The sequence below is a fragment of the Heyndrickxia coagulans DSM 1 = ATCC 7050 genome (genome assembly GCF_000290615.1).
Lineage (GTDB): Bacteria > Bacillota > Bacilli > Bacillales > Bacillaceae_C > Weizmannia > Weizmannia coagulans.
In genome coordinates this window covers 1-223 of record NZ_ALAS01000024.1, presented here as the reverse complement: position 1 = coordinate 223, position 223 = coordinate 1, and the positions used below count along the sequence as shown (strand labels likewise).

Here is a 223-nt window from a genome sequence, read left to right as displayed (position 1 = left end):
AGGCATTGTATTTCAACATGAAAGCATTGAGAAATTACGCCGTGAACTCTCCCGTAATGGCCAATTAAGGGAGATGTGTGGCTTTGAAGGGCAGGTTCCAACTTCATATGCCTATACGCGCTTTCTAAAATCCCTAATCCGTGACGAAGAAATGATGGATAAAATGTTTGAGACTTTGGTAGAACAGCTCCTGGAACGGTTGCCGGATTTTGGTAAACGCTTG

1 pseudogene is annotated in these 223 nt (G+C 43.5%); it reads left to right on the top strand.

The window, feature by feature from the left end:
- A pseudogene (locus tag IC21_RS00675) lies at positions 1–223 on the top strand (DDE transposase); the annotation flags it as partial.